At 57.2% G+C, this 22227-nt stretch carries 13 protein-coding genes and 1 pseudogene; 6 read left to right on the top strand and 8 right to left on the bottom strand.

What is annotated here, in order from left to right; genetic code table 11:
* The 4 genes from ABF859_RS01965 to ABF859_RS01980 form a co-directional block, all read right to left on the bottom strand.
* The gene (locus ABF859_RS01965; RefSeq protein ID WP_415525587.1) at window positions 1–3606 is read right to left on the bottom strand and encodes a molybdopterin cofactor-binding domain-containing protein; all 3606 of its coding nucleotides are present in this window, start codon (window positions 3604–3606) and stop codon (window positions 1–3) included.
* On the bottom strand, window positions 3606–4082 hold the full coding sequence (locus ABF859_RS01970) for a (2Fe-2S)-binding protein (protein WP_415525589.1): 477 nt from the start codon (window positions 4080–4082) through the stop codon (window positions 3606–3608). The genes ABF859_RS01965 and ABF859_RS01970 overlap by 1 nt, the downstream gene beginning before the upstream one ends.
* 19 nt (window positions 4083–4101) lie before the next feature.
* Window positions 4102–5229 carry an FAD-dependent monooxygenase gene (locus ABF859_RS01975; RefSeq protein WP_415525591.1) on the bottom strand — a complete coding sequence of 376 codons (1128 nt, stop codon included), beginning with the start codon at window positions 5227–5229 and terminating at the stop codon, window positions 4102–4104.
* A 155-nt stretch (window positions 5230–5384) separates the two neighbouring features.
* Window positions 5385–5822, bottom strand: coding sequence for a MarR family winged helix-turn-helix transcriptional regulator (locus ABF859_RS01980; protein WP_415525593.1), 438 nt, complete (start codon window positions 5820–5822; stop codon window positions 5385–5387).
* 409 nt (window positions 5823–6231) lie between these two features.
* Here ABF859_RS01980 and ABF859_RS01985 point away from each other — a divergent pair, with 409 nt between their 5' ends.
* From ABF859_RS01985 to ABF859_RS02005, 5 genes are all read left to right on the top strand, one after another.
* Window positions 6232–8619 (top strand): TonB-dependent receptor, encoded by a 2388-nt coding sequence (locus ABF859_RS01985; protein ID WP_415525595.1) that lies wholly within the window; start codon window positions 6232–6234, stop codon window positions 8617–8619.
* An 86-nt stretch (window positions 8620–8705) separates the two neighbouring features.
* Window positions 8706–10064, top strand: a complete 1359-nt coding sequence (locus tag ABF859_RS01990; RefSeq protein ID WP_415525597.1) for an MFS transporter — start codon at window positions 8706–8708, stop codon at window positions 10062–10064.
* Between the two features lies 1 nt (window position 10065).
* Window positions 10066–12483, top strand: coding sequence for a beta-glucosidase family protein (locus ABF859_RS01995; RefSeq protein WP_415525599.1), 2418 nt, complete (start codon window positions 10066–10068; stop codon window positions 12481–12483).
* A complete protein-coding gene (locus tag ABF859_RS02000; protein ID WP_415525601.1) occupies window positions 12480–14705 on the top strand; it encodes an MGH1-like glycoside hydrolase domain-containing protein in 2226 nt (741 codons plus the stop codon). Before ABF859_RS01995 ends, ABF859_RS02000 begins: the two co-directional genes overlap by 4 nt.
* Entirely contained in the window at window positions 14702–17347 is a 2646-nt protein-coding gene (locus ABF859_RS02005; RefSeq protein ID WP_415525603.1) for a hypothetical protein, read from the top strand. Before ABF859_RS02000 ends, ABF859_RS02005 begins: the two co-directional genes overlap by 4 nt.
* Here the strand turns inward: ABF859_RS02005 and ABF859_RS02010 are convergent.
* The 4 genes from ABF859_RS02010 to ABF859_RS02025 form a co-directional block, all read right to left on the bottom strand.
* Window positions 17300–18931: a recombinase family protein gene (locus ABF859_RS02010; protein WP_415525605.1), complete on the bottom strand. Its 1632-nt coding sequence runs from the start codon at window positions 18929–18931 to the stop codon at window positions 17300–17302. The two genes, ABF859_RS02005 and ABF859_RS02010, sit on opposite strands and share 48 nt — an antisense overlap.
* A 94-nt stretch (window positions 18932–19025) precedes the next feature.
* Entirely contained in the window at window positions 19026–19250 is a 225-nt protein-coding gene (locus ABF859_RS02015; protein WP_415525607.1) for a hypothetical protein, read from the bottom strand.
* Between the two features lie 328 nt (window positions 19251–19578).
* Window positions 19579–20079: a hypothetical protein gene (locus ABF859_RS02020; RefSeq protein ID WP_415525609.1), complete on the bottom strand. Its 501-nt coding sequence runs from the start codon at window positions 20077–20079 to the stop codon at window positions 19579–19581.
* Window positions 20080–20341: 262 nt separating this feature from the next.
* The gene (locus tag ABF859_RS02025; protein ID WP_415525611.1) at window positions 20342–20563 is read right to left on the bottom strand and encodes a hypothetical protein; all 222 of its coding nucleotides are present in this window, start codon (window positions 20561–20563) and stop codon (window positions 20342–20344) included.
* Window positions 20564–21151: 588 nt separating this feature from the next.
* Here ABF859_RS02025 and ABF859_RS02030 point away from each other — a divergent pair.
* Window positions 21152–21388: pseudogene (locus ABF859_RS02030) on the top strand (hypothetical protein); the annotation flags it as partial.
* Window positions 21389–22227 lie beyond the last annotated feature (839 nt).

Raw genomic sequence — 22227 nt, forward strand, 5'->3', positions numbered from 1 at the left:
TCAATGTCCTCCCTGCGCACGGATCTGAGTGCGGATCCGGGTCACATGGGCTTCCAGATCCGTCCATTCGGGACGACCGGGGGCCATTGTCCGCCGCAGATACGCAACAAGTTCCGCAATCTGACGGTTAGACAGGATGTCCCCGAATGCCGGCATGGTGGTCGCCTGCGCATAAGCGGGCTCCGACACGCCTTTGAGAATGACATGAACAAGATTATCCGGGCTGTCCGCCTGGATATTGCTGTTGAGCGCAAGCTGCGGACGCGCACCGAACAGATGCGCCCCCTCGCCTTCATGGCAGCTTGCGCAGCTCCCGTTATAAATCCGCGATCCCTCGCCCCGGTCCAGCGCCTGTAACCCACGCGCCTGCTCCAGCACCGCCTCCCGACGCGCCGCCACACCTTCAACGGCGTTCCTGCGATCAAAGGACGCGATGTAATGCGCAATCGCCCGCACATCCGCATCCGGCAGGGCCGCCATGGAATGCACAACCGGCGCCATCGGCCCACCCGCCGGACCATGCGCCGGGCTGAACCCGGTCCGCAGATAGGCGTACAGATCGTCCTCACTCCAGGGCAGCGGAGACTGTGACAGCGTGCTCAGCGCAGGAGCCGACCATCCCTCAGCCTCTCCCCCGGCCAGATACGCATTCTTCCAGCGCTCGGCCCCCAGCGCATTGCGCGGCGTATGACAGGCCGAGCAGTGCCCCAGCCCTTCCGCCAGATAGGCGCCACGGTTCCACTGTTCGGACTGTGCCGGGTCGGGGGTGAACGGCGCGGGATCATGGAACAGCATGTTCCACCCCGCCATCGAGAAGCGCATGTTGTAGGGAAACTTCAGCGCCGTCTTCGGCACCACATTGCGCACCGGTTTCTGCGACATCAGATAGGCATACAGATCCCGCAGATCCGCATCGCTCGTCTTCGCAAAGGCCGTGTAGGGAAATGCCGGATAGAGATGCCGTCCGTCCCGGCTGATGCCATGACGCATCGCGCGCTCGAACGCTTCGTAGGACCAGGATCCAAGCCCGGTGTCCACGTCCGGCGTGAGATTGGTAGAATAAATGATCCCGAACGGCGTCTCCAGCGGGAACGCCCCCGCATTCGTCACCCCACCCGGCGCGGTATGGCAGACCGCACAATCCCCCGCGGCCGCAACCTTCTCGCCTCGCGCAATCGCGGCGTCGGAAAACAGACCGGCTTCCGGCGGCGAGACCGGCGCAATCGCCGACCGCCATGGCATGACCGTCGCCATCAGACCGCCCACCGTCGCAAAAGCCGCTGCAAACGCCCCACGGCGCAGCTTCGCGCCCAGCGTCGTCCGTGCCATCGCCGGACGCATTTCCGGACCTGACACACCCAGCGCCGCCAGTGGTCGCACCGCTTCCGCAGTCAGCGGACCCAGCGCCTCATCCAGCCGCGCCTTCACCTTTTCCGGCGTGAACGGCACATCCCGAAAGCGCACGCCCGTTGCGGCATAAAGCGCATTGGCAATCGCCGCCGCACTCGGCACGGATGCGGACTCTCCTGCCCCCAGAGGCGGCTGGTCCTGCCGCTCCATCAGAACGGGTTCGATCGCCGGAAGCTCCGGGAAGGTCAGGATCGGATAGCCGCCCCAGTCCCTGCTCTCGACGCCTTTTTCGTCGAACTGGACCTCTTCGCGCAGGATCCGGCTCGTGGACTGGATGACATTGCCCTGAAGCTGATGACGCACCCCGGCCGGGTTCACCATCATGCCCGCATCCTGCCCGACCACCGCCCGCGTGACACTGACCACGCCGGACTGACGATCCACCTCCACATCCGCAACCCAGGCCGACCAAGCCGCCGCCGTGCCCGGAAACGTCCCATGCACATACTGCGCATAGGCCAGCCCCCGCCCCTTCAGCACGCGGGCCTGCGGATCAACCTCGACCGGTCCCGCCCGATACGTCCACCCGACGCGGTCCGCCGTCGCCTTCAGAAGCTCGCAGGCCCGCTGGTCCAGCAGATGCTCCAGACGATATTCCAGCGGATCGGCCCCGGCCTCCGCCGCCAGCTCGTCAATATAGCTGTCATGCGCAAAACTGTTCGGAAGCGCAGAAACGCCCCGGAACCAGGACGCCCGCGCAATCGGCGGCATGTCCTGAACCGTCACCCGCGCGTTGGGATAATCATAAGGCGGAACAGACGTCCGGTCCCCCATCTGCGCCACGGACGGCACGTCTGCCGGAACCACCCCTGTCAGAACCAGCGCGAGCAGCGGCGAGACATTGGACGGATAGCTGGTGTCCAGATCATACGCCACAGGCTGCCCGGACGCATCAATTCCGCCCCGGATCCGCACGAGCTGGGCCGCGCCTTTCGGCTCCCAGACATGTTCCTGCTCACGCGAAAGCTGCACCCGTACCGGACGCCCTACCGCGCGCGATAGCAGAGCCGCATCGCCGCCCACATCATCCGCGCAGTTGCGCCCGTAACACCCGGCCGCCTCATGCCGGATGACCTGAATGTCAGCCGTGGACAGTCCCATCAGCAACGCCAGATCCGCGCGCAACATGTGCGGGTTCTGTGTCCCGGACCAGAGTTTCAGCTTGCCATCCTGCCAGTCCGCCACCGAACAGGACGGGCCGATGGAGCCATGCATCTGGTACGGCCAGAAATATTCCCGCTCCAGAACAGTCTTCGCACCGGCCAGACCGTCTTCGAGCGCGCCACGATCCAAAACGACGCGCGGCGTCGCAGGATTATCCCGCACAGCCTCGACCGGATCGGTCAGATCCGGCAGCGCAACAGGCGCCCACTTGACCTGCAACGCCTCTGCAGCAGCCGCGGCCTGTTCCTCGCGTTCGGCCACAACACCCACGAAATCGCCGATCACGACCACATCCACCACACCCGGTAGATGCGCCACAGACTCCCGATCAATCGAAAGCAGCGCCCGTCCGACATGAGGCCCGTGGTCGTAACCTTCATAAGGCGGCCGTACGACACGCCCATGCAGCATCCCGTCCACACGGACGTCATGCACATAGACCGCCCGGCCCGTCACCTTGTCCGGAATATCAACGCGCGGCATGTTCCGTCCGACCAGACGATATTCGGACGTGCTTTTCACCGCCGCCGTATCATCCAGCAGAACCCGCAGCTCGACGCCCTCGACCAGATCCCCGATCCGATAGACCCGGTTTGACAAAGGCGGTTCACAAACCAGTTCGCCATCACGCAGCATCATGGTCCCGATCGCACGGCCTGTCAGTTCCGCCGCACGTTCCAGCAGGAGACGCCGCGCCTGCGCGGCGGCCCGGCGCAGCGGGATGGCCGTGACCTGAATGGTCTCACTCGCAATCGTCGCGCCCTGATCCGGCGTATCCTCGGTATGGCCCAGCACCATCCGCACCTGCGCCGGGCGCGCATCAAGCTCTTCCGCCACGATCTGCGCCAGAGACGTCGCAATCCCCGTTCCCAGATCCACATGCCCGCAGAACGCCACGACCTGATCGTCGGCCGTGATGCGCAGGAAAATCTCGTCTTTGGGAATAAAGCCGCCCCGTGCCGCCAGTCCTTTCGGAGGCTGCGCAGGACGGAAAATGCTGAGGGAGCCTGTGGGGAGCAACGTCTGCGCCATCAAGGTTCTCCCTTCACCAGACCTGCCGCGATGCAGGCCGCCTTCATGATTTCCACATGCGTGCCACAGCGACACAGATTATATCGCAGCGCCTCTTTCAGCGCCGCCTCATCAGGATCGGGCACGGCATCCAGAAACGCCTTCACCGTCATGACCATTCCATTAAGGCAATATCCGCATTGCGCGGCCTGTGCCTGGATGAAGGCCTGCTGAACAGGATCGGACCCGTCAGGGGAAAGCCCCTCCAGCGTCACGACGGACGCGCACGCCGCGGCGGTTTCAACCCGAACCACACAGCTTCGCGCGGCCTTGCCGTCCAGCAGCACGGTACAGGCCCCACATTCTCCCAGTCCGCACCCGAATTTCGGGCCATTCAGACCAAGGTCATTGCGCAGCACTGTCAGAAGCGGCGTGCCGGGGGCAGCGTGAACTTCACGCTGCTCCCCGTTCACCATCAGAAAGACGCTGTCCGTCATAGCGTCCCTCTCCCTCACGTCAGGACGTCAGTTTCAGATCGTAGACATTGTCGCCGTAGCACCAGTACGGATCTTCCGGCTGACGCAGCCAGGTATTGGCGTTGGAGATCGTCTGGACCTTGGTCGCGCGCTCCTTGCGGGCGCCGTAATAGGCCTCGAACGTCGCTTCCAGATCGGCAACGCCAAGCTCGCTCAGACAGCGTGTCAGAACCGCCGCATCCTCAACCGCCATGGCGGCACCCTGCGCCATGTGCGGCTTCATCGGATGGCAGGAATCGCCCAGAAGCACCACCCGGCCCTCATGCCATTTCGGCAGCGGCTCACGCGTCTTGAGTGGCCATTTCGTCACGGTTTCCGCCGCATCGATATAGCCCTGAACCATCGGATGATAATCCGCGAAGGCCGCCTTGAACTCTTCGCGCGTGGAAGGAAGCTGACCGGCCCGGCTGGTCCATTCCGCCGGCTCTCCCGTTACCAGATAGAATTCCTCTTCCTTGCGATCGAGATAGTAGCAGACGATATGGCGGTCAGCGGTCCACCACTTGGCATTGACATCCGCGCCCAGCGCCTTGGCCGCAGCCCCGGGAATAATCGCCCGGTGCGCGATCCAGCCGGTATAGAGAGCTTCTTCCAGACCGAAGATTTTCTCGCGTACACGTGAGTTAATCCCATCTGCCGCAACCAGAATGTCCACCGTATCCGTAGAACCGTTCTCGAATTCCAGCGAAACGGTCTTACCGTTATCCGTGAAGTCGACGAGCTTATGACCCCATTTGATGCGGTCCGGCTCAATGCAGTCCAGCATGGCCTGATGCAGATCACCACGATGAATGGTGATGTAAGGCGCGCCGTAACGGTCACGCTCTGCATTCAGCGGGATTTTTGCGAGAACTGCTCCGTCCGTTCCGTTTCGGCTGACCCAGTAGTCCGGAAGACAGGAAATTTCCTCGAGTTTCTTGTCCAGGCCATCAAGATGAGCAAGGATTTTCAGGACATTCGGGCCAAACTGAATGCCCGCCCCCAGTCGGGAAAAACCGGGCGCCTGATCGTAAAGCGTTACATCAAAGCCCTTACGCTGCAAAAGCCCCGCTGCAGCAACGCCGCCAAGACCAGCCCCCACAATACCGACCCGAACACCACCCGACATCTGATTGCCCTTCTGTTGGCGACCATCACGGAGCAGAAGAGCTCAACAATAATGGCGTACACACGATATATAGATAATTCACAGTCCCCCTTGGAACGTCAAGCGAATTATGACGATTCCGTTTCGTTTCCTGTAAGGGATATATCCCGGGGGTTTCAGTCTTCGAAAAACGCCAGTTTCTTGAGGATATGCAGCGCCGCAATCCTCTCGCATTCATCAAGCGGTGCCAGCGTTCGTGCGGTTACGTCAGCAGCACTCGGAATCGTGCTCTCCACAAGGGCAAGCCCTTCTGCTGTCAGGGAGACGATGCGCTGTCTACGGTCATTGCGGTCCTGGACGATGTTCAACAGCCCTCTCTTGCGCAGACGCATGACGATATCACGCAGAGTTGCATGGTCGATGCCGGTTGCCGCGCTGATCTGTACGAGGGGTGCCTCTTTCAGGCGATGAACCGTAACCATGGTCGCAAACTGGGCGGAGGTCAGCCGGTCATCGGGAATTTCACGCTGGAAGATGATTGTGTGCCGCTGGTAGGCACGCCGGAGCAGATATCCGATCTGATTGCAAAGTTCATAATCTGCATCATGCGACATCGGATTTTTCTCCATTAAGACCATCCAGGATTCTTACAGGCTCCTTGAGGATTGTATATTCAAATTTCCCGATCGTACTTCCCCTCCCCCCGAGGATAAGGACAACACCCCATGCCTCGTCCCGGATATCCCGACCGACCATCCCCGGCCGCACGAAATTCAGCATGACATGCAGTCATGATTAATGACGTACACACCACGGAAAGGCTTATGTCTGTCAGAGATACATAGAGATCAGAAGCAGAAAAGAGTGGCAGCAATACAATGTTTTCTTGCGAATTTGTTTTTTGTTGCAGAATCGAATTGTCGTTCATATTATCGTTTACACGTTATAAAATCGCAACGTAGCGTTCCCCGGTTGTCCAGATTGCCACCCGTTAGACCCGTGTGAGGGCAAGGATTGATCTCAATGCGTATCGTCCCCCAGAACAAACTCGCGTTACGTCACCTGGCTCTGCTTTCCACAGTGCTGGCCGTCATTCCCTCATACGGATGGGCGGCAGAGAAATCACAGCATGCCCGCAAGGGAAAGATGCCTCCGCTTCCCCTTCATACAGCTCCTGCGTCCAGAACGCCTGCCGCACGGCATGCTGCTACTCCCCGCCCTGTGCAGCCCGAACTCCTGCAGGTCCAGGGGCGACGCGTTTCGCATGGTGCGCAGACGGTCATCTCCCAACACGTCTTTACGAACGCCGTTGCCGGAACCTCCGTCATGAAGGCATTGCAGAACGTGCCGGGCGTGCTGTTCCAGTCGGATGATGCGCAGGGCGTCGATACGGGGGGCGTCAAACTCTATATCCACGGGTTCTCACAGAACCAGATCGGTTTTTCACTGGACGGCATTCCCCTCGGTGAGTCCGTCTATCGCAACTATAACGGCCTGAACGCCGTCGCCGCACTGTCGTCCGAGAACGTCGGCCATATGGAGATGTCGCAGGGCGCCGGTGCCGTGGACATGCCCAGCACCAACGTGCTCGGCGGCGCCATCATGATTTCGTCGTCTGATCCCAAGGACAAATTCGGCGGCACCCTTGCCGCGACCGGTGGCAGCAACGCCACCACGCATGCCTTCATCCGCATCGACAGCGGCAAGCTGAACCCCACCGGAACCAAGTTCTACGTGTCCTACATGCGGAATGACACAAAACTGTGGAAAGGATACGGCACCCAGTTCTTCCAGCAGGCCAACCTGAAGCTGGTGCAGCCGATCCATAATGAAAGCAGCGTCTCGCTCCTGTTTGACTGGGCGGATGTCCAACAGTTCAACTATCAGTCCGAAACACTGGAGACGGTCCAGAAGCTGGGCTACGGCATCTCCAACTATTATCCGAACTATCGACTGGCCTATAATGCCGCGCAGGGCATCTATTCGCACGGCGAAGATACAACCAGTGACCCGAAGGATGTATCCTACTATGCCGGAACGACAGCCTCACGCGATCTGCTGGGCGGGCTGAATTTTCATCTGAAGCTGGCGGATCACCTGCGATGGGATTCCGTTGTGTACGGCCATAACCAGAAGGCCAATACCCAGTGGTCGGACCCCTGGATGGCCTCGGCGAACGGCGCGCCCCTGTCCGAAATCGTCAAGCAGCCCGATATCCAGCGCTTCGGCCTCACATCGAGCATGACGTATGATATCGGCAAGCACGAAATTCATGGCGGCATCTGGTACGAAAACAATAAATACGTCTCGAACATGTATGCCTATAATGACCCGCTCCTTGCGGACGGGCAGACGCTGACGCCCAATCCGTTCCGAAAATGGTCCGATCCCTTCGCCAAGCTCTGGGGCCAGACCTACAATACCAACACGATGCAGACCTATATCGAGGACACCTGGCGCCCGGTCAAAAACCTTTCGCTCCATGCGGGCTTCAAGTCCATGCTGAGCACGACCCGTGTCGGGCAGACCGGAAATTACGAGCCCTATACCGGCACCAATGCCCTTGCCGGCGGCGTGGGCCTGACGACATTCGGGGCGTTCCTGCCGCATTTCAGCGGGGACTGGCACTTCCTGACGCATCATGAACTGTATTTCGATATCGCCAAGAACATGCGCGCCTACCCGCAAAGCGGTTACCACCTTTCGGCCTCACCGTTTGCCGTCTCGCAGGAGGCCTTCGACCTGTCACGCAGTTCCGTCAAACCCGAGACCAGTTGGGCCTATTCAGTCGGCTACCGCTTCACACAGCGCCGTGTGGACTTCTCGGTCAGCGCCTACCGCGTGAACTTCTCGAACCGGCTGGGCGCGCTGGTTCAGGGCAGTCAGACCAACCCGCAGACGACGGTGCTGAACCTCGGCGGCGTAACGATGAACGGCGTGGATGCAGGCCTGACCCTGCGACCGCTGCATGGCCTCTCGATCTTCAACTCGATCAGCTACAACCACTCGACATACGACAACAACATCACCCAGCAGGGCACGACCTACGCCACAAAAGGCAAGCACGTCGTGAACTATCCGGACCTGATGTACAAAGCGACGGCGGAATACACTTACAAGAAAGCCAGCTTCAATATTGATGCGCTCTACACCAGCAGCCGCCCGTTCAGCTATACGAACGACACGTCACTCCCGTCCTACTGGCTGGTCAATTTCGGAGCACGCTACAATTTCGGCCGCATCGGACGTCTGGAAAATCTGACGGCATCGTTTAACGTCACCAACCTGACAGGGTCGCGCTACCTGATCATGACGGGCGACGACGGCGGCAATCCGCTTTCGGGCGATTACCAGTCGCTGGTCGTGGGCGCGCCCCGCCAGTTCTTCGGTGGAGTGAAGGCAGACTTCTGACGTAACCCTGTCCGGATCGGACATCCTCCCAGGACTGCCTTTCCGGATGGATGGAAAGGCAGTCACGCCCCCAACCGGATGGCTGCATGAACGGTACGACGAACAACCAGCGCCCTGCCCTGTGGGAGCGGATGAGCTTCGGCTTCGGCGATCTGGCAGGGAATGCCCTGTTCGGAATTACCGGGGCCTATCTCATCTATTATTACACCAATGTTTACGGTATTTCCGCGTCTTCCGTCGCCCTGCTGATGCTTCTGGCACGTGTGGTCGACAGCGTGGTGGACCCGGTCATCGGATATCTGATCGACCATCGCATCCTGTTCGGAGGGCGCGTCCGGCCCTATCTGAAATGGTTTTCGCTACCGCTCGGCTTCCTGACATTCTGCTGCTTCCTGCCCCTGCCACTTGGGGCAGGCGGACGCCTCGCCTGGGCCTATGCCACCTATCTTGTGATGGGCGTACTCTTTTCGCTTGTCATCGTGCCTTACGGGTTATTGCCCAATGTAATGACCCGCAACCGGGAGGACCGCCTCTCCCTGTCCACTTTCCGCATGATGGGCGCAACGCTTGCGACGTTTCTGGTCGGATCGTCCATTTTGCCAATGGTGCACCTGTTTGGGGGGGGCAACGAGAAACTGGGATATCCGCTGGCGATGGCCGTTGCAGGTGCCGTGGGCGGAGGGCTGGCGCTCATTCCCTTCTTCACCTGCCGCGAGCGCTATGATCTGGAAGCGAATGACAGCCCGATCCGGGTTCTGCTCGGCTCCCTGTTCCGTAACCGGGCCTGGGTGATTGTCACGATCGTGCTGAGCCTGTTCTACATCAACCTGACGGCGTTCTACGGCCTGTCGCTCTATTACGCGACGGAAGTCCTGCATCGCCCGCAGTATTTCGGAGGACTGCTCATCTCGATGATGGGCGCCAGCAAGGTTCTGGGCGTGACGTGCTCGCCTTGGCTTGCACGACGCGTCGGACAGAAGCTGACGATTGTCCTGCCCTACATACTGTCTGCCGTGGGTCTGGCGCTGTTTGCGTATGGCCCGAATAATGCCATCTATCTGGTCGCCGTCTTCGGCATGATCTGCTTCTTTCAGGGTATGACCCTGCCTGTTTTCTACGCGATGGTCGCGGATTCCATTGATTACGGCACGGCCGTTACAGGCGTTCGGGCGTCCGGAATGGCCTATTCCGTGAACAGTTTCGCGGGAAAAGTCGCCTGGGCCGTCGGCGGCTCGCTCTCCGCAGCTATTCTGGACTGGGGTGGTTATGTTCCCCATGCCGCCGCCCAGACCCACACCGCCCGCGCCTTCATCACATTCGGCTTTCTGGGCGTGCCGGCCTGTGTCGCCCTGCTCTCTGTCTTGATTATCCTGCTTTACCCTTCCGAGGCCGAGATGACGCGCATCCTCCAGCCGGAGACCCTCGTTGAACCCCAGAGCATCTGACATGACGCACGCATTCGACAGGGAGGCTGCCACGATCGTCGCGCAGATGACGATTTCGGAAAAACTCGACCTCGTCTGTGGCAACGGCCTGTGGCGCACGACAGGCGTACCTCGTCTGGGGCTGCCCTCCCTGCTAATGGTCGATGGGTCCAACGGCCTGCGCGTCGTGCCGGACCAGATTTCCGCGGACGCGCAGAACGCCGATCTCGGGGCGTTCCTCGATGCCGTTGATACAACGGACGATCCGGAAAACCGGGACAGCAATGTCCTGCTCGGCAAAAGCGTGCCGGCAACATGCTTTCCAGCGCTGTCGGTTCTGGCCAATAGCTGGGACATCGCGCTGGCCCATGAGATCGGGGAAGCGCTGGCGATCGAATGCCGGGCTGCGGGCGCGCAGATCCTGCTCGGGCCGGGCATCAACCTGCGACGCTCGCCGCTGGCGGGTCGGGGGTTCGAGTATTTCAGCGAAGACCCGATCCTGACGGGAGAAATGGCAGCCGGCGTCATCCGGGGTCTTCAGGACAAGGCCGTAGGAGCATCTCTCAAGCATTTTGCATGCAACAATTCCGAAGTTGAGCGCATCAGCATGGATTCCGTCGTCGAGCCCCGCGCGCTGCACGAACTGTATTTTCTGGGTTTCGAGCGCGCGATTGCCCGGAGTAACCCGTGGACGGTCATGACGTCCTACAACCGGCTTAACGGAGTCCAGACCTCCCAGAACCCGTGGCTCCTGCGCGGGATCCTGCGCGGACGATGGCACTATGACGGCGCGATCATGTCCGACTGGCACGGAATTCAGGATCTGCCCGCTGCGCTGAAGGCCGGGAACGATCTGGACATGCCGTTCAATGCCGCCCGCAGGCGACGGCTTGAAAACGCCGTCCTGAACGGAAACGTGCCCGAGACTACGCTGGACGAAGCCTGCACCCATATCGCGGCCCTCACCCTGCGGATCGTGGATGCCCAGCACAGACTGCCCGTTTCCCGCCCGGACTTCACGGCCCATCATGATCTTGCCCGCAAGGCCGCCTCCCGCGCCTGTGTCCTGCTGAGCAACAAGAACGATATCCTGCCGCTTGCCCCAAAATCCGGCAAACGCCTGCTGGTCATCGGTACAGGCGCGGTCTCGCCCGAAATTCAGGGAGCCGGAAGCGCCGCCGTCCGCCCCATACGATGCGATATTCCGCTGGACTGCCTGAAAGCGACGGCACCGGAAGGCGTCTCCATCCACTGGGAGCCCGGCTGGAGCGCGAATGGCGACCATGACGCACACCGTCAGGACGCAGCCCTTGCCGCAGCGCGCACGGCCGAAACCGTCATCGTCTTCGCCTCCACCGCACCCTGCGTCAGCGGCGAAAACGCCGACCGGCCCGATCTGAATCTCTGCCCGGCGCACGATCGCCTGATTGCCGAACTGACGAAGATCCATGACAGGATCGTAGTGGTTCTGCCCCATCCGGACGCCGTCGTTCTGCCATGGGCCGACAACGTGCAGGCCATCCTCTCGGCAGGCTATGCAGGGGCCGGGCTGGGACAGGCCATTGCCGATATCCTGCTCGGGCATGCCAATCCTTCCGGCAAAACATCCGTCACATGGCCCGTGCGACTGGAAGACTGCCCTGCCTTTCTGGGCTATCCTGGTGAACAGGGAACGCACCTGTATCGGGAAGGCATTTTCGTCGGATACCGGTTTTTCGACATCCGCCACATACAGCCGCTTTTCCCGTTCGGCCACGGACTGTCCTACACGTCCTTCACCTACGATGCACTGGAACTGACGACCGCTGCGGATGACGTGACCGTCCGCTTCACACTGTCCAACACCGGCGCGCGGGCCGGTTGGGAAGTCTGTCAGCTTTACCTCGGGCGCAGTCCAGCCGCCCCAAACCGGGCGCTCCCCCACCATCCGCTCCGGGCCCTGAAAGGGTTTGCGACGGTTTATCTGGAACCAGGAGAGAGCCGCGTCGTGGACATGACGCTGAGCCGCCGCGATCTCGCCTATTTCGATACCGTGCGCGAGGACTGGACCGTCCCCGCCGGAACGGTTCACGTCGAAATCGGGACATCATCCCGCGATATCCGCCTCTCGGCTCCGCTTCACGTCACGGGTGATGCCACCGCAGCGCGATGGCTCACCCTGCACACTCCGCCCGGACAGGCGCTGGAAGTCCCGGGCGTGCAGGACGATCTGGTCACATGGCTTGCCGATGTGACGGGTCAGAGCATCGCCGAGACCGAAACGCGGCTTGCTCCCTGCCGCCGTTCCTTCCTTGGCGTTTACGACACGCTCTGCTGGTCATTCGGTCTTGAATTGGACGAAATCCGACTGACACAGATCCTTGACGACGCCAACAGACGCAGTGGCGCAAGAAAACCCGGACATCGCCCTGACCATAGCAGCGAACTGGATCCATCATGATTGTTGAAAGCACCGTGCCCCCGGCCCGCGCATGGAACACCTGGTCCGACCGCCCGGCGGCGATGACGTTCCTGCCACTGGGCGTTCATGTGACGCCCCTGCTCTATTCCACCAGCCAGCGCCGCGCGACGCTGCTCCCACCGGGAAAGGATCTTCTGTTCGGCCGTCATGACATGGACGGAAGGCTGGTGGAGTTCGAAACCCGGCATGGCGGAACGGAAATCGCATTCCGCTATGAGAAAGATGATCCCTATTGCCTGCTGGGGACATGGGAGGGAAAAGTCCTCGCGGAATGGGGACTACGATACTGGCTGACACTGTGTCTGTCTTCCGAGTGTGGCACCACAGTGACCTATAACGGGGAAGCCGCCGTCATCCGGCTGGGCTACCGGTATGTGGCCCTGATAGGCGACATAGCCCCCGTGCAGGTCACGGCTCATGAGTCTCTGGAAGCCGTCGCAAAAGATTTCGACGATAACGGCTATTTCCATACAGCCAGCAGAGGCACATCCGCCCCCGTCATCGCATTGCGTTTCAATCTGGAAATGATGCGCAGAGGGCGCTTCGCCGCAGCCGTTGCGGACAACGAAGAACTGGCCGTCGCGAAAGCCCGGGCGGTACTTGAGGGCACTCTTGAGAAAGAACCTGTGCTTCCCGCTCAGACCGGACGTCACACCGGGGCCTTGGATGCCGTTCGGGATGTCATGGCCTGGAACACCCTGTATGACGGCATCAATCGGCGCCCTTATACCACTTTCAGCCGGATCTGGAATCTGGGGACATTCGCAGTCTGGTACAATGATCAGACATACTCCGCACTGATGAGCGCCCTCATTGATGGGCAGGCTGCGCGAGAAAACATGGCGGTGGCCACGGCAAGCGCAACGCCTCAAGGCAATTTCGCCTGCCTTGCCACATCGAACGATACCTGGGTGGACCGGACACAGGCTCCGAACGGCGCCTTCATGACGTGGATGATCTATCTGCGCCAGCGCGAAAGATCATTCCTCGAATGTCATTACGAGGCATTATCCCGCAATCACATGTGGTGGCGACAGGAACGTGATCCCGACGGTATGGGACTTGTCTCATGCGGAACATCCGATGTCGGAGAAGCTTTGTACAAAGGCACCCACTTCGGAGCCCGTAACGAGACGGGGATGGACAATTCGCCAACCCATGACGAAGCGCTCTACAACCCCGAAACACGCACGCTGTCATTGCTCGATGTCGGACTGAACTGCTCTCTGGCGCTTGATGCGGAATGTCTGGCTCATATTGCGCGGGAGCTGGGACGCACTGAAGACGCACAGACTTTCAATGCACTGGCAAACGATACCCGTAGCAAAATCCGGGAACATCTGTGGGATCATGAACGCAGCATTTTTGCCAATCGCCAACGCCATGGCGGTTTCGTCCGCAGTGTCGGCCCCACAAGCTTCTTCCCGCTGATCTGCGGTGCCGCAACACCTGAACAGGCACAGTCCCTGATCGGACATTTCTCTGATCCGGCCTGCTTCAACGGCCCGTTTATGATCCCCAATGTCAGCCGGGATGATCCTGCTTTTGCAGATAACGTCTACTGGCGGGGCCGTATCTGGCCAAATGTGAACTATTTTGTGTGGCATGGTCTGCGGCGCTACGGTTTTGTCGCCGAAGCATCCCTGCTCGCCGAACGCAGTATGGCGCTGTTCAACCAGTCATGGACGGAACGCAGGATCGCCGCAGAAAACTACTCCGCGACAACAGGAGAGGCAAACGACCAACCGGATACGGATCTGTTCTATTCCTGGGGTGCGATGCTGCCAATGCTGGGCGTTGCAGACGTTATGGACATTAACCCGTGGGCAGGCTGGGAGCTGCATAATACAGGAGCGGACGTCACACTTGGCCCGATCCACACACCAATCGGGCAGGTCATCATGGCTGTTACGAACGGCCGCATGACGCTCTCCCGTGGACAGGAAGAGATCCTCTCCTGGACGGGAACAGGCCGCCTGACAGAACTCACCATCAGCGAAGGGCTCATGAGCTGTCGCATCCACGCCCATGAAGGCCAGCAGAGAGTCCTGACCCCCGGTCCGACATATGCCGCGCGGATCGTGGAAAGCCGCCTGGATGGCACCCCCCTCCCCGCCACACAGAACCCGAACATAGACCTGTCCGGCACGCGATGTGGACAACGGCTCGATCTTTACCTCACCCCACTGACTGCGGCGTGAACACCCCGGCATTGCCTGACTGGTTCCAGACACCCGAAAACCGTTTCCGGACTGCGGCTTTCTGGTTCTGGCATCATCTGCCCACGCCTCAGATGTGCCGCGAAGCCGTCGCGGACATGAAACGCGCCGGGCTGGGCTGCATTCTCGTGCAGGCCCGACTTGCCATGCCATTGTCAGACTATCTTTCTCAGAACTATCTGGCCCTATGCCGCCTCGTCTCGGATCTGGCAGAGGAACACGGACTCAGCGTTGAGATCTACGATGAATATGGCTGGATGTCGGGGCATGGAGGTGGCCTTACTGTCCAGGGCGCCGATCATCTCCGCGAACGACACCTGTTCTGGACTTCCGGAACCCTCCAGAACGGGCAGGCCACACTTCAGATTTCAGACATCAATGCCACGTTTCTGGATTTTCTCGGACCGGCCGCAAGACGCTGGACATATGAGGGCGGCAAGGCCCAATGGGGCTTGTGGCAGATCGTCGCCGGTGGCGTCATATCGTCCCGGACACTTCTTCAGCCTTCCCAGATCAGATTTCTTGAAACAGGCGACAGCGGTTGCACCGTACAGATCACTGCCCCGGATCTCCCGGACGGAAGCCCCATTGCCCTCTTCGTAGCTGCCACATGCCTGACATCCCGGCTGGTCAATTACCTCCTGCCGGAAACGGCGGAACGCTTTTCCAACCGCGTCTACGCCCCATTGCGAGAGGCCTTTCCCAAAGCCGAGGCATTTTTCTTCGACCATCCTTATGCCGGTTTCTACACATGGAACGGCCAGAATTCAGGGTCCGGACCCGACGCAATCCACAATTCCCTCCTCTGGGACGACAGCCTGATTGACGCTGGTATCAACGGTGTTGTCCTTTTGGACGCGATTTATGGCACCGACCCACAGGCCGCATCCCGTCGCGCATATCTATTTGAAACCTACGCCCGGCAGATGAATCATGCTTTTTTCGGTACATTGAGACACTGGTGCGATACACATGACATTGGCCTTACTGGCCATGAACTCCTGCCACATGTGGGGGGCTGGAATCTGCTTGGAGGGCTGGGTGGTATTGATGCACGCGTCGCTCCAGGCGGAGACTATTTTGATATCGACACCTTCAAAACCCAGAGTGTCACGGATGCTGCTGACTACAATTCCCAGCTTTCCGCCATATTAGGAGACTCTCTTGCCCGTGCGCATGGCCGCACGCGTTGCACGGTCGAACAATATTCTACCGGACGGGAAGTGGGTCGGCCATCACTGTACGGACAATGGGACCTTTCACTTTCTCGCCTACGCGCCCAGATGATTCGTCATATCCTTCAGGGCGCACGCCGCGTTCTACTCCATGCCCTCTTCCTGCCAGACGCGATTCATCCGAACCCCGCTCACCAGTCAGACCCCCGTTTCGACTTCCCTCCCGGCTTCAACCTCCAGCCCTGGTGGGACGACGCACCGGACGTTCTGGAAGAACTCGCACGTCTCTCTGCTTTTCTGGAAGATGGCGTGCCAGTACGATCCGTAGCCCTGTTCTATCCTCTGGAGGATCTCAGAGAAGGCAGCAGTACCCCAGACTGCGCAGCTCATTTCGGCTTGTGGGCCGAGGCACTGACGGATGCAGGCGTCGGATATACCATTATTGACGAAAAGCAGATCAGTGAGGAAGCCGTCTGCAATGGCTGGCTGCATCTGGTTTCAGGCCAGTTCGATACACTCATTCTACCAGACGTCACCGTCGTCCGTGATCCTCAAACTCTCTCGATCCTTGAACAGTTCTCCCGTACGGGGGGACGCCTGCTCAGATCAGGCAAAGCCGTCACAACTTCCCGAAATGACAGAACGCGCTGGATCGAAGGGCCGGTTATTACAACTTCGGAAATTGCTCGTCTTATTCAAGACACCCTCCCTCCACCTCTCCTGTCAATCGAAGGCCAACCTCAAAGGATTACATTACAGAGGTTGACCCCCTCCCTGCTACGCATAGCTGTCTTTAATGACTCGGATCAGGAAAGAACCGCCAGACTTTCCTCCGTACCGCAGGACCGAATTCTTCTGGAGTGGCGATGCGATACGGCAGTGACGATGTCACCCGTTTTTATCCCCGCGAATACGACATTCTCCCTTTCGCTGAGGCCCCGCCAGCTTTCAACTTTCGAATTATCTGTCACAATGACAGAAGCCCATTGTTCCGTAATAAAGGAGGAACCCTGTCCTCCCCCCTTTTATAAAAAGATGCTAACAGGCTGGCTCTTTCAATCTGATCCAGAAAGTAGCCCGTTTCCTATCAGTACTGAGTGCAGTTGGGAACAACAAGGCTTTCAACACTTTTCTGGCGTAGGGATTTATACTCTACATCTACCTAATTTTAACAGACTCTATGAGAAAACCCTCTACTTGGTCTTACCAAACATTTCAGGTACAGTGAAATGCCTTGTCAATGGGATTGAAATAGGGAAAAGTATCGAGCATAGCGCGTCTTTTCTTCTACCGACCTCAAATCAAGATTTTAAAATTACTCTATGCATCCGCAATACCGTCGCAAATAGTCTATATTATTCAATGAATTCGTACTTAGATCCAACAGATTTTTCTTCTGGTTTACTGGCAACTCCCTACATATGGAACGGGAGTGTGCCAATAAAGTAGTTGATTACGGGTGGAGTCCCTCGATTTGAACCGACCAACGCAAAAAAGCCACTCTCTCGGGTGGCTTTTTGTCTTTGCGGACACATATTCATGGTTGCGGGGGCCTGCTTTCCCTGCTGTCATAAGCCGACTTTCCTTTTTGTTACCAACGTCATTTGCAACGTCGAGAATACCCATCAGCTCGCCGTCTAATGTAATATGAACTTCTCCCCGCTTCTCGCCTGGGGTGAAAACAATCCCTCCGATAAGGGAGCGTAAAGCTTCGGTTGCTTCCTTTCCGCCGTCCGGATCGTCCAGCGCCTCGGTGAACCGCTCGACGTTCCGCCGATAGTTACTGGCAATATCCGGATGCACATTGGGAACATCCGGCGGGGCTTCACCCAGGCGAGCCACTATGTCCGCCTTCTGCCCCTCAAGGCTGACCAGTCGTGTTTTCATCGAAGACTGATACATCCCGTCCTCGATTGCCGCCATGATTCCGGCAATGACTCGCTCGACCTTGCTCAGTTCCTTGCGATCAGCAGCACTCCGCACACGCCAAGTTTGGTTAAGACGCTTTATCTCATCTGCAAAAGCCTGAACTGCCTCGGCTTTCTCACGCACGATCGTCCGGTTATTATCGCAGATACCTCGGCGAGAGTGATTCAAACACCCAAACCGGCCATTTACAATGATCCCAATCTTTCCACCGCAACACCCGCATGAGAGCAGCCCTGACAGGAGCGACATCGGCCGGTTTGCCAGATGCAGCCGTCGGGCTCTTCCTTCCCACGTATTAGCAGGGCACGGACCGACTTTGGCAGCAATCTTCTTCTGGCGCGCCTGCACGGCTTGCCACAGATCGTCAGGGACTATCCTGAGTTCCGGCACTTCAGTCCTGATCCACAGGTGTTCTGGATTGGGCCTGGAAACGCGTTTTTCGGTAATCGGGTCCTTGATGAAACGTTGCCGATTCCACACCAGTACTCCCGCATATAATTCGTTATTCAGGATCCCGGTTCCACGCGACACATGCCCCCCGATGGTCGTGTCACTCCAGGCACGGCCCATCGGACCAGAAACCCTCTCCCTATTTAATTCCACTAGAATAGACCGGAGGCTTTGTCCTGCCGCGAAAGCTCGAAAAATGCGACAAATGACTTCAGATTCCTCGGTTATAACCTCCCGATCGCCTCGGATTGGCAGGCAATTCGCATCAATCTTCTTTATCACGCGGTAGCCGTAACACAGGCCTCCTCCAGACTTACCCTTCGTCACCCGCCCCAAAAGCCCACGGTGTGTGTTCCGGGCAATAGTTTTGATGTATAAAGCATTCATCGTTCCCTTGAGACCAACATGGAGTTCGTTGATCTCGCCCTCCGCCAAAGTGATGATGGCGATACCTTCGAAGGAAAGACGCTTGAATAGTGTCGCAACGTCCGCCTGATCACGCAAAATACGATCCAGCGCCTCAGCCAGTACAACATCGAACACTCCCGCCTGCGCATCGCGCAGGAGGGCCTGAATGCCAGGCCTTAAAGCCATCCCTGAACCAGAGATAGCGGCATCATGATAACTACCGACCATCGCCCACTTCTCACGCATCGCGTGTTCCTAGCAAAGTCGGAACTGATCTTCGATTGAGCTCGCACTCTGTTTGTCAGTGGAGTATCGAGCGTAATGAACTACACGTGTCATTCTAACAGTCTCCTTCTATAATTTCCTTGATTTTCTGTGCATTATCAGATGAAGAGCAGTTGTCGTTGGCCGCCCGGCAAGAGGCGAAATACTCCCGTGCCATTCTTCGCCCGATAAGACTGGCAACTGCAAAGACCGCTGCTTGAGCAACTTTTTCGACACCTCCCGGCGTCAGATTGTCATTCGCGGCAACCTGCTTTTCCACGAAATCCTGATTGTCCGTCATTGGCTTTCCCCGCTGTTTGGAGCGTATGACGCCACTATTGCACACCGGACTTTGGGGCTGCCGAAGGGCACGCTACCTCAATTTCATATGCCACGAAAAAGTGATCAAAATTTCTCATTTTTTTATTTTTATTTCTCAATAGATTACGAGTTTTTTTCGCGATTATCGGGTGCCGTGAAACACCTCATCGAAGAATCGAAATTTAGAACAAACTCTGACCCTCCGGTGACACGGGCCAGCCGTCATAGGCTGGCCCGTGTCACCGGATAAACTCTAGCCGCTAATGTTCCCTTTTTCTTTCAGAAATTCATTCCCACATAAAAATAAATTATGAATTTTTTGCTCGTTCAATAGCCTGACGAACCCGCTCTGTCTGCGTGGACACATCGCAGACTTCATCAATATGGATCACCTCTACAGGTGCGGCCCCCATATAGCGCATCAGACGTTCCTCAATGCCAACACGGAATTTCTCAGCATTTTCAGAGACCGACTGCCCGGTATTCGTAACGGTCCCAGCGACCTCAATGTAGACTCTGGAGTGCCCTTTGAAATACAGACCGAAGTCCGCAAACCCTCTGTTTCCCAACTCCCGAATGGGTGGCTGAACCATGATATTGAGGCCACTTTCCTGTTCTTGCAGCAAGCGCCGATAAACAGCCAGTTCAACAATGGAGCCGATCCGGTAGTTATTGACGCGCACCTGCTCCTGCCAGGCGGGGAGATCCCGGTGATACGCTGCCACACGCTGACGAAAGGCGCGCCATAATGCCTTGTCGCGGTTATATCGGTCGATTAGTTCGGGGCCTCCATCACAGAACGCCAGCATCTGCGGCGTCGGCGTGACCAGCAGATCATGAGAAAGCTGTGCGTAACGCTCAATGTCGTTCGGGCGGAAAAACCAGCGAACATCCAGACTGGAAGAGCATTATTAAAACGATCATTGTTGGGTAAAGAGGGTGTCATTTGAAGTGCCTGTAAGGTGGACGCACGTTCCCCATTGCTCAGCGAGCATTCTGAGAACATGCGTGTATTATAAAAAAGGGAAAGTTAAGCTGTAGCGGTCGTACCACTCATTCGCAGCATGGGCTTCAGTCATCACAGGAAGCGACATCACCACCCAGCACCCTGTTGGCAACCAGCCTGACCTTGCGTCCAACCATACTCGTCAGGATGACCGCCCCCTCTAGGACACTGTCATCCACGTTACCGGCAAGAGCCTCACTGACAGTAAAATCAAGCAGCCTGTGCAGGGCAACAAGTTGCATGAGGTCCCCCTCGGTGGCGGACAAAATCGTAGTACGATCGGACATTGTTTTCTCTCGTTCACGTTTTGAAGGAACGAGACGCCCCACCCTAATCCTCACTCCCAACGATACAGGGAACAAAATCCTCTGGGGAATTTGGGGTCATGCGCCTCACAACGCCCACCCCGAAAAATGACACCTTCACACCCCGTCATCAGGGCGCACCGCAGGTGCAAGAGCACTGGAAGCGGAGAAAAAGAGCGGCTTTAATTTTTGCGTCGCAAAAATGCCGCGATAGAACAAAAAAAACGTAGCGATTTCATATCCTTGCGCAGCATGCATATGAAATTGAGGTAGCGTGCCCTCACACACGCAAAAGCCAGGACACGCAGGGAAAAGGAAAAATGGCTGCTTCCTACCGTTTTTCAGGAATCATGACCCCAATGACACTTTGCATGACACCCCTCATGACGGCAGAGATGGCAGTTCCGGACAGTGTCACTGGATGCGTGACACCTTCCCGACTGATGTCATGACGCTGTCATTCCCGCCTCTCGGGGAGCGCAGGAAGTGCAATAGAAATGACGCCCGAGTGACACCGTCATGACGGTGTCATCACTCCATGAAGAGAAAATTTATGGGAAATTCATGTACACCAAACACGCCTTGCTCAATGCGGCCTTCATCACCTTTTCCAAAACGCTGATGCTCAAGGGCAGCGAGACCCTCAGTCGCTTTGGCAAGATCATCCACTCCTACACCATGCAGCAGGCTGTCTCGGACGACAAAGCCCTGCGTGATTTTATTGATTACGTTATCCTAGATGAACGGTGCCATCTGAAGAAGCATAAAATCATAGCCCAGCATTCTGGTCACTTCTGGAACGCGTGATGCCGTAATGAAAGCGCCATAAGGCAAGGCGGCACAGAATGGTGGAAGTGATGCTACAAAAATAGTGCGCTTTGACCGCGATGGGGGAAAGGAGAATGTCCGCAATTGATGAATAACCATGCATTTTCGGCAACACTCCATATTGGAGATAACCATTGTCACCGGCATAAACATTCTGTTTCCAAAATATCGTTTCCTAACAGAATGTTTTTACGCACCAATGATTGGATAAATACTTGTTTTCACTTGAATACGAATGTTCTTAGTCTATGCTAGAAGCGTAACTCACCGTCTATCGATTGTGACGACAGAGTTTTCATAACAGTAATAATTGCGAGGATAATTGAGATGAAAACAGACGCGATAAAGGCATTTTTTATGCTTCTTAACGATAGAATCGAAGAAAGAAAAAAAATCCGCCAAAGAAAAAGGTAAGTCTGCCGAATATATTAAAAATGTTGATTACCAAGTAGTTATTGAAAATAGTATATCTACTATAACAAAGAAGGTAAGTGAGTGGAATTTTTCTTTTCATGAACAAATATCCACACTTGAGATAACTCCAAAAGAGAAAATTAAGATGAGGGTTATTTCTACATACATTGATGGAGAATCAATCGTGAGTCTTTCTTTGGAAACTGATAGATAATATTTATTTCATGGAGGATGGTTTGGTTGGGGAGAAATATTTTATTATAAAAAGAAATTGTCATGCTGATCGGGAGCTTCACGATGTCGGCTTGCTAAAAGATTCAAAATCTCTCTATACGTCGTAAAAGAAGGCGATTACAGCCTGTGTGCTCCATTTCGGTTAAACCGACAGGGATTTTGCGCGTCAA

This window comes from Gluconobacter sp. (assembly GCF_047722525.1).
In the GTDB taxonomy this organism is placed as follows: Bacteria; Pseudomonadota; Alphaproteobacteria; order Acetobacterales; family Acetobacteraceae; genus Gluconobacter.

Coding starts and splice junctions, on each gene's coding strand:
- ABF859_RS02015 (WP_415525607.1), bottom strand. CDS start 19,250: ATGACGGACAATCAGGATTTCGTGGAAAAGCAGGTTGCCGCGAATGAC.
- ABF859_RS01985 (WP_415525595.1), top strand. CDS start 6,232: ATGCGTATCGTCCCCCAGAACAAACTCGCGTTACGTCACCTGGCTCTG.
- ABF859_RS02010 (WP_415525605.1), bottom strand. CDS start 18,931: ATGCGTGAGAAGTGGGCGATGGTCGGTAGTTATCATGATGCCGCTATC.
- ABF859_RS02020 (WP_415525609.1), bottom strand. CDS start 20,079: ATGCTGGCGTTCTGTGATGGAGGCCCCGAACTAATCGACCGATATAAC.
- ABF859_RS02000 (WP_415525601.1), top strand. CDS start 12,480: ATGATTGTTGAAAGCACCGTGCCCCCGGCCCGCGCATGGAACACCTGG.
- ABF859_RS01970 (WP_415525589.1), bottom strand. CDS start 4,082: ATGACGGACAGCGTCTTTCTGATGGTGAACGGGGAGCAGCGTGAAGTT.
- ABF859_RS01990 (WP_415525597.1), top strand. CDS start 8,706: ATGAACGGTACGACGAACAACCAGCGCCCTGCCCTGTGGGAGCGGATG.
- ABF859_RS01995 (WP_415525599.1), top strand. CDS start 10,066: ATGACGCACGCATTCGACAGGGAGGCTGCCACGATCGTCGCGCAGATG.
- ABF859_RS01965 (WP_415525587.1), bottom strand. CDS start 3,606: ATGGCGCAGACGTTGCTCCCCACAGGCTCCCTCAGCATTTTCCGTCCT.
- ABF859_RS02025 (WP_415525611.1), bottom strand. CDS start 20,563: ATGTCCGATCGTACTACGATTTTGTCCGCCACCGAGGGGGACCTCATG.
- ABF859_RS01980 (WP_415525593.1), bottom strand. CDS start 5,822: ATGTCGCATGATGCAGATTATGAACTTTGCAATCAGATCGGATATCTG.
- ABF859_RS01975 (WP_415525591.1), bottom strand. CDS start 5,229: ATGTCGGGTGGTGTTCGGGTCGGTATTGTGGGGGCTGGTCTTGGCGGC.